The organism is Streptomyces sp. NPDC056361 (assembly GCF_042262805.1).
Classification (GTDB): domain Bacteria; phylum Actinomycetota; class Actinomycetes; order Streptomycetales; family Streptomycetaceae; genus Streptomyces.
In genome coordinates this window covers 1-8313 of sequence record NZ_JBHJQI010000231.1, presented here as the reverse complement: position 1 = coordinate 8313, position 8313 = coordinate 1, and the positions used below count along the sequence as shown (strand labels likewise).

Here is an 8313-nt window from a genome sequence, read left to right as displayed (position 1 = left end):
GGCCGGGTCCTGGGACCCGGCCGGCTCTCTCGTACGGCCGCTACGACCGGGGGGCCGGGCCGGCGTCGGCGGTGGGCACGCGTCCGGCGTCGGGCCCCTGGCGGGGTTCGAGGGTGTCGCCGATGACGAGGTCGACGGGGACGGCGGGCGGGCCGTCGGCGGGGCGGCGCAGGAGTCCGATCAGCGGGCCGGTGGCGGCCGTGGTCAGGAGTGCCATCACGACGAGGAGCGCGTAGAGCCGGGGGCCGATCACCCCGGCCTGCAGGCCGACGTTGAGCACGATGAGCTCGGTGAGCCCGCGGGTGTTGAGCAGGACGCCGATCAGCAGCGACTCGCGCCAGGGGAGGCGGGTGCCGCGGGCCGAGAGCGAGCCGGCGGCGACCTTGCTCACCACCGCCGCGGCACATATCACCGCGAGGAGCACCACGTCGGACGAGCGCAGCCCCGCGAGCTTGACCGCCATCCCGGACACGGCGAAGAACACCGGGAGCAGCAGGCCGCCGATGTCCTGGAGCGGGCGCAGGAGCCGGCCGTCCGGGGATCCGTCGGGGAGGCGGGGCATGATGACGCCGGCGAGCAGCGCGCCGAAGATCACGTGGAGTCCGAGCGCGTTGGTGGCCCAGGCCGAGGCCAGCGCCAGGGTGACGACGACGGGGAGGCGGGCGGCGGCCGGGATCCCCGGTCGGCGCATCCACCGCTCCAGCGCGGGCCGTACGGCGAAGAGCATCACCAGGACGTACAGGACGAGCAGGACGGCCTTGACGGCCCAGTCGCGCACCGAGCCGTGCTCGCCGCCCACCAGGACGACGGCCAGGATGGGCCAGCTCAGTGCGTCGATGACCCCCGCGGAGGCCATGGCGATGGTGCCCGGCCTGGTCCCGGAGAGGCCCTGGTCCCTGATGATGCTGGCCAGCACGGGGACCGCCGTGATGGACAGGGCGATCGCCATGTAGAAGACGAAGGTGGTGTCGATCGGGTGCCCGCCGTTGGCGGAGGCGAAGGCGTCGGGGAGGAGGAGGACGATCCCGGCGCCCATCGCCATGGGGAGGACGAATCCGCCGAGGGAGACGGCGGTCACGGAGCGCTGGCCGCGCAGCATCCCGAGGTCGAGTTCGTATCCGACGACGAAGAGGAAGAGCACCAGCGCCACTTGGGCCAGTGAGGTCAGGATGGGTTGGATCTGCGTCGGGAAGAGCGTCTCGTACACCTGCCCGGGGACCAGTCCGAGGAGGCTCGGGCCGAGCGCGATGCCCGCGAAGAGCTGTCCGACGACGGGTGGTTGGCCGAGTCTTCGGGCCAGTGCTCCGAGGGCGTACGAGGCTGCGATCACCACGGCGAGGGCCCCGACGACATGCGTGACGACGGACTCAGAGCTCACCGGCGTTCCCCTTCCGGCAAGTGCCGCCCAGTGAGGCACAGGCCCTACGGAGTGTATCCGTTTCAACGACAAGTGGCCTATCTTGAAAGCCATTTGGCGTAGCGTCACGAACGGGGGCCATCAGTGACGACGGTGTTGTTCGTACACGGCACGGGGGTGCGCGAGCCGGGGTACTCCGCCTCCCTGGAGCGTGTGCGGGAGGGGCTGCGGCCGTTACGGCCCGAAGTCGCCGTGGCCCCCTGCTACTGGGGCGGGGACGCCGGAGCGGCGCTCCGTTCGAACGGCCTCTCCGTGCCCGGGTACGGGACGGGGCGCGAGGTGGCGCAGACCGGCGCTTCCGGCGCGGAGACGGGGGCGCTCGACGAGGACGTCGAGCTCTGGGGGCTCCTCTACGTGGATCCGCTCCTCGAACTGCGGCTGATCGCCTCGGAGTCCACCGGGCGCACGGAACTGGCTCCGGGCGCCCTGCCGCCGGGCGAGGCGCTCCGGTCGGCGGCCCTGTCCCTGACCGGGGACGGCGAGCTGCGGCGGCTCCTGGACGCCGCGGGGATCGGGGAGGAGTTCGCCGCCGCCGTGGCCGCGGTCCTCACCTCGCCCGACGGCCGCCCGTTCCTGCGCGCCCCCGACGCGGGCGCGGCGACGACCGAGCTGGCGCGGGCGTTCGTCGCCGAGGCGGTGCGCCGCCGGGTGGACCGGAGCGGATCGGCGCCGGCCTTCGACGGCACCGCGCGGGACGAGGCGGTCGCCCGGATCACGGCGCTGCTCCCCGGGGACCCGGGCGACGAGGAGGGGACGGGGACGCACCGCGGGCCGGTGGCCCGGAAGGTCGGGCGGCTGGCCGGGCGGCTGGCGCTGGGCATGGCGTCGGCGCAGGTGGTGAAGCGGCGTTCGGCGCTCACCGACGCGGCCCATCCGGCGGCCGGGGACGTGCTGCTCTACCTGTCCCGGGGGGAGGCGATCCGCGAAGCCGTCCTGGCGGCGGTGCGGGCCGCCGAGCCGCCGGTCGTGCTGCTCGCGCACAGCCTCGGCGGCATCGCCTCGCTGGACCTGCTGGTGCTGCGGGAACTGCCGGAGGTCGAGCTGCTGGTCACGGTCGGCTCGCAGGCGCCGTTCCTGTACGAGCTGGGGGCGCTGCCCAGCCTGGAGCACGGCAGTCCGCTGCCCGCGCACGTGCCGCGCTGGCTGAACGTGTACGACCGGCGGGACCTGCTCGGCTATGTCGGCGCCGGGGTCTTCCCCGGGCGGGTCGACGACGTCGCCCTGGACAGCCGGCAGCCCTTCCCGCTGTCCCACAGCGCCTACTGGAGCAATCCGGAGCTGTACCGCCTCCTCGCGGGAGAGCTGCCGTGACCCCCGCCCGCCCCGAGCGCACGTACGCGGTAGTCGTCGGTGCCGAGCGGTACGACGCCGGCCCGTCCTGGGACCTGCCGGGGCCCGCCGCGGACGCCCGCCGCTTCACCGCGTGGCTGCGCGGGTGCGGGGTGCCGGCGTCGCACATCTCCCTGCTGCTCGCCCCGCTGCCCGGCGCGGGCGGACCTCGGGTCGACGTCGCCGAGGGGCCCGCCGGGCGGGAGGCCGTGCAGGACGTGCTGACGCGGCGGCTGCCGGCCCTCGAAGGCGACCTGCTCTGGGTGTTCTGGGGCGGCCACGGGGTCACCGACCCGCAGGGGCACCGCCGGCTCTTCTACGCCGACGCGTCGGCGGACGAGCGCCGGAACCTGGACCTGGACGCCTGGCTGACCGCGTTCACGACCGATCTCCTGCCCGGATTCCAGCGCCAGATCTGGCTGGTGGACTCCTGCCAGACGTTCGTCGAGGACCTCGGCTTCGCCCGCACCCTGCCCGCCGAGGTCCCCTCGGGCGGCGACCGGTTGCCCGGACGCGAGCAGTTCGCCCTGCTGGCCTCCGGGCCGGGCCAGCGGGCCGCCAACGACCCCGTGGGGCAGACCGGCGCGTTCTCCCGGGCCGTGCTCGACGCGCTGGCCGCGTCGGACGGCGGCGCGTGGCCGCCCGACATGAGCGGGATCGCGGACGACGTGATCGGCGGGTTCACCTCGCGGGAGCAGCGGCCGACCTCGCTCTGGTACCGGTCCTGGGCGGGCGACGAGCGCCGGCTCGTGTTCCCCTCCACCCGCCGCCGGGAGGAGCCGGTGCCGGACTCGGCGCTCAACGAGCTCATCGGTCTGCTCGCGGGCTGGCCCAGCATGGCGGACCGGGACCAGCGCCAGCTCGTGCTCGGCATGCTGCCCGCCGACCTGGCCGGCTCCATCCCCCGGATGGGGGCGCCCCGGCCCGACATCATCAGCATCGTGCGCACCTGCCGTCGCCATCCCGGAGGCCTCGCGGCCCTCGTCGAGGCGGTCGGTCTCCTCGAACCGGGCTCCCTGGAGCAGCGCGATCTGAAGAACTGGGCCGATCGCTGGCTGACCGGGTGAACGGACGGGAGCAACCGCCTGATCACGCCCTTCCCGAACCCTCCTGCCTGCGTCATCATGAAGGCCAACGGGGTTCAGGGCAGTGCTAGGGGGATGTCGTATGTACACGTCCGACGCTCACATGGGTTCAGAGCTCGTCGATCTCAACGACGTCCCACTGTCCGAACTCCGGTCGCAGGACCCGGCACTGCACGCCCACTCGATGGAGCGGCTGCTGCGCCAGGTCGAGCGCCCGCGGGTCAACTTCTCCTCCGGCAGCGGCGACGGCGCGCCCGGACGGGCCGACTGACGGATTCCCGGGAGGAGATCCGTGCAGACCGACGGACGTCACGAACCCGCCCGTACCGTGCACCATCTCATTCCCACGGCGCATTTCGACGCCCTGGCCGCGGGGCGGGGCGGTCCCGACACGATCCGCTTCCTGCGGACCGGTGAGTACAGCAGACGGCTTCTGCTGCTGCGCGCCCTGCTCGACGCGGTCGAGGTGACACCGGGCGCGCTCGGCCCGCTGCCGGCCGTGGACAGCGCCTGGGACGTCCTGACGGCCGCCCAGGAGCGCGCGCCGGACGGCTTCCGGGAGTTGCTGCTGCATCCGCAGGTCGGCGTCTGGCTCGGGCACGGGCTGCGGCGGATGCGGCACACGGCCTGGGGCGACGGGCCGCTGTGGACCGATCTCGGCCATCTGCACGCGGTGTGCGCCGTCGCGGCGCTGCGCGCCGGGCTTCCGCTGCGCACCACCGTGCCGCTGCGGGACGGCACCGCGATGTTCCCCACCCTCGGCCTCGCCCACCTGCCGGAGCACCCGCACTGGGCGACGGCGGAGGTCGTCGTGGAGGCGGGCCGGCTGCGGATCGGCCCGCACGGGGCGCGCGTGGGCCCGCCGGAACCGCCCGCGCCGTCCGACGGCGACGCCCCCGGGTGGCAGGGCCTGCGCCGGTTGCACGCGCACGCGGCGGGGCGGCGCAGGGACGTGTGGCTGGACGACATCGACCCGTACCGGGACCTCAGCGAGCCGCTGGCACCGGAGCGGCTCGACGCGGCCGAGACCGCCCGCTGGCAGGAGCGGTTCGCCCTGGCGCTGGAGGTCCTGGAGGACAGCGACCCGGAGTCGGCCGCGGCGCTCGCGGAGGGGTTACGGAGCCTGACGGCCGTCGCGCCGTCGACGAGCGGGGTGGTCCTCAGCGCGTCCTCCGGGGATGCCTTCGGCGGTCTGCTGACCTCGCTGCCGCCGGATCCGGTCACCCTGGCGGTCACCCTGGTCCACGAGTTCCAGCACACCAAACTGGGCGCGCTGCTCCACCTTCTGACGCTGGAGCGGGACGGCGGGGCCGAGCGGCACCACGCGCCCTGGCGGGACGATCCTCGCCCCCTGAGCGGGCTGCTGCAGGGCGCGTACGCCTTCCTCGGCATCACCGACTTCTGGTGCCGTCGTCTGGACCGGGCTCCGCGGGCCGGGCGGGCGACGGCCGAGTTCGAGTTCGCCCTCAGCCTCCGGCAGACGCGGGAGGCCGTCGACACGCTCGGCGCCGATCCGGCGCTGACCGTCCACGGGCGGCGCTTCCTGAGGGGCATGGCCGCGCGGCTGCCCGCGTGGGCGGCGGACGGCAGGGTCCGGCCCGGCATCGCCGCCATGGCGGCGTTCGCCGCCACCGACCACCGCACCGGCTGGCGGATCCGGCACCTGGTCCCGGCCCCGGACGACGTGCGCGCGCTGGCCAGGGCCTTCGTCTCGGGGGCGGCGGCCGACTGCCGGGTCGCCGATTCCGCCGTGGTGCCCGACCTCGCCTCCCGCTGGCCCCATGGCCGGACCCGGCTGCTCCGGCAGGTCCTGGCCGCCGCGCCGGACGGGGGCCGGCCCGAGCCGTCCTCCGCCGATCGCGCGCTCGTCACCGGGGATCCCGCGGCGGCGGGCGCGTACGCCGGCCTCCTCGCGGACGATCCCGAGTGCCCCGAGGCGTGGACGGGTCTGGTCCTGGCCCTCGCGTCGGGTGATCCCGCCGCCCGTCCGCTGCTCCGGCGCCCGGAGCTGCTGCGGGCGGTCCATCGCGAGCTCCGGGCCATCGGCACGCCGGCCGATCCGCGGCGGGTCGCGGGGTGGCTCGCCGCCGGGAGGGCGTCCGGACCGCGGGGGTGAGCGTCGGCGCCCGGGTGCCGGTTTCTGTTGGTTCATGCTGCCCCTTGGTGGTCAACAGGACACGGGGGACGTTCGATTGTGAGTTTTCACGTTCGAGCACGGGGGGTTCGCCCGCCGTACGACGGGCAGTCATGGGACGGCCGCCGGGAGGTGGCCCGCGGGCGCTCTCCTTGGGGCGCCCGTCGGCCGGTCCGCCAGGCCGGCGCACCCGCACCCGCACCGTCCGTACTCACACCGGAGGAGAAACCCCCCATGACCGACCTCAATCGTCGCCGGTTCCTGCAGCTGACCGGCGGGGCCGCCGCGTTCACGCTGCTCTCGGAGAGCATCGCGCGCGCCGCTTCCATACCCGCGCAGGGTGCCACCGGCACGATCCAGGACATCGAGCACATCGTCGTCCTGATGCAGGAGAATCGTTCCTTCGACCACTATTTCGGTGCGATGAAGGGCGTACGGGGCTTCGGCGACCCGCGACCGGTCACGCTGCCCAGCGGCAAGTCCGTCTTCCACCAGTCGGACGGCTCCAAGGTGACCCTGCCGTTCCGCCCGACCAGCGACAAGCTGGGCATGGAGTACCTCCAGGGCCTCAACCACGACTGGCAGGGCGGCCAGAGCGCCTTCAACAAGGGCAAGTACGACAACTGGGTGCCGGCCAAGACCAAGGCCACGATGGCCCACCTCACCCGTGAGGACATCCCCTTCCACTACGCGCTCGCCGACGCCTTCACCATCTGCGACGCGTACCACTGTTCCTTCATCGGCGCGACCGACCCGAACCGCTACTACATGTGGACGGGTTACGTCGGCAACGACGGCACGGGCGGCGGCCCCGTCCTCAACAACGCCGAGGCGGGCTACGGCTGGACCACCTACCCCGAGCGCCTGGAGGCGGCCGGCGTCTCCTGGAAGGTCTACCAGGACATCGGCGACGGCCTGAACGCCGCCGGCTCCTGGGGCTGGATCAACGACGCCTTCCGCGGCAACTACGGCGACAACTCCCTGCTCTACTTCAACAACTACCGCAACGCCCAGCCCGGCAACCCGCTCTACGACAAGGCCCGCACGGGCACCAACGCCAAGGCGGGCGAGGGCTTCTTCGACATCCTGCGCGCCGACGTGCAGGCCGGCCGACTGCCCCAGGTCTCCTGGATCGCCGCCCCCGAGGCCTTCTCGGAGCACGCCAACTGGCCCTCCAACTACGGCGCCTGGTACATCGCGCAGGTCCTGGACGCGCTGACCTCGAACCCGGACGTGTGGGCCCGTACGGCCCTGTTCATCACGTACGACGAGAACGACGGCTTCTTCGACCACGTGGTCCCGCCGTTCGTCGGAGCCGACGCCTCCTGGGGCAAGTCCACCGTGGCCACCGCCTCGGACTGGTTCCCCGGCAAGGTCGGCTACGCGGCCGGCCCGTACGGTCTCGGCCCCCGCGTCCCGATGATCGTCGTCTCGCCCTGGTCGACCGGCGGCTACACCTGCTCCGAGACCTTCGACCACACCTCGGTCATCCGCTTCATGGAGTCCCGCTTCGGGGTGCGCGAGCCCAACATCTCGCCCTGGCGCCGTACCGTCTGCGGCGACCTCACCTCGGCGTTCGACTTCACGCGCACGAACACCCAGCCCGCCGCGCTCCCGCCGACGGCCGGCTACTACCCGCCGGACAAGAACCGCCACCCCGACTTCCCGGCCACCGCCCCGGCCGTCGGCACGATGCCCCGCCAGGAGCCGGGCGGCAAGCCCACCCGCCCGCTGAAGTACGCCCCGTACGTGGACGGCTTCGCCGACACCACCGCGGGCACCTTCCGCCTCACCTTCGCCGGCGGCCCGTCGGCCGGCGCCCAGTTCTACGTGACCTCGGCGAACCGCACGGACGTCCCCTGGACGTACACGACGGAGGCCGGCAAGTCGATCGCCGACACCTGGAACACCAAGTACTCCAAGGGCGTCACGGACCTCAGCGTCCACGGCCCCAACGGCCTCCTCCGCCGCTTCCGCTCCCCCGGCAAGACCGCCGTCCCCGAGGTCACCGCCCGCCACGACGGCACGACCGGCAACCTGACCCTGACCTTCACCAACCCGGGCGCCGCCACCCAGGTGACGGTCACCAACGCGTACGGCGGCACCCCCGTCACGCTCTCCGTCGCCCAGGGCGCCACGGTCACCCACACCGTGAACCTCGCCCCGTCCGGCCGCTGGTACGACGTCACCGTCACGTCCCCGGCGTCGGCGGACTACCTCCGCCGCCTGGCCGGCCACGTCGAGACCGGCACCCCGGGCGTCTCCGACCCGGCGATCCTCACCTACTGACCCCTGGCACCAACGCCCGGTCGAACGGGCCTGACCTGAGGTCCACCAGGTGAAGAGGG

6 protein-coding genes are annotated in these 8313 nt (G+C 73.6%); 5 read left to right on the top strand and 1 reads right to left on the bottom strand.

Annotation, left to right across the window (positions count from 1 at the left end):
- Positions 1-40: 40 nt before the first annotated feature.
- On the bottom strand, positions 41-1378 hold the full coding sequence (locus ACFCY7_RS38660; protein ID WP_376490768.1) for a cation:proton antiporter: 1338 nt from the start codon (positions 1376-1378) through the stop codon (positions 41-43).
- Between the two features lie 123 nt (positions 1379-1501).
- On the opposite strand from ACFCY7_RS38660, the gene ACFCY7_RS38655 reads away from it, so the two are divergent.
- The 5 genes from ACFCY7_RS38655 (at position 1502) to ACFCY7_RS38635 (ending at position 8254) form a co-directional block, all read left to right on the top strand.
- Positions 1502-2728 (top strand): hypothetical protein, encoded by a 1227-nt coding sequence (locus tag ACFCY7_RS38655; protein ID WP_376490767.1) that lies wholly within the window; start codon positions 1502-1504, stop codon positions 2726-2728.
- A complete protein-coding gene (locus ACFCY7_RS38650) occupies positions 2725-3813 on the top strand; it encodes a caspase family protein (RefSeq protein ID WP_376490766.1) in 1089 nt (362 codons plus the stop codon). Before ACFCY7_RS38655 ends, ACFCY7_RS38650 begins: the two co-directional genes overlap by 4 nt.
- A gap of 121 nt (positions 3814-3934) precedes the next feature.
- Positions 3935-4102 carry a hypothetical protein gene (locus tag ACFCY7_RS38645; protein ID WP_376490765.1) on the top strand — a complete coding sequence of 56 codons (168 nt, stop codon included), beginning with the start codon at positions 3935-3937 and terminating at the stop codon, positions 4100-4102.
- Positions 4103-4123: 21 nt separating this feature from the next.
- Complete coding sequence (locus ACFCY7_RS38640) at positions 4124-5947, top strand: HEXXH motif domain-containing protein (protein WP_376490764.1); 1824 nt, start codon at positions 4124-4126, stop codon at positions 5945-5947.
- Positions 5948-6199: 252 nt separating this feature from the next.
- Positions 6200-8254 (top strand): phosphocholine-specific phospholipase C, encoded by a 2055-nt coding sequence (locus ACFCY7_RS38635; protein ID WP_376490763.1) that lies wholly within the window; start codon positions 6200-6202, stop codon positions 8252-8254.
- Positions 8255-8313: the final 59 nt, after the last annotated feature.

Coding starts and splice junctions, on each gene's coding strand:
- ACFCY7_RS38645 (WP_376490765.1), top strand. CDS start 3,935: ATGGGTTCAGAGCTCGTCGATCTCAACGACGTCCCACTGTCCGAACTC.
- ACFCY7_RS38635 (WP_376490763.1), top strand. CDS start 6,200: ATGACCGACCTCAATCGTCGCCGGTTCCTGCAGCTGACCGGCGGGGCC.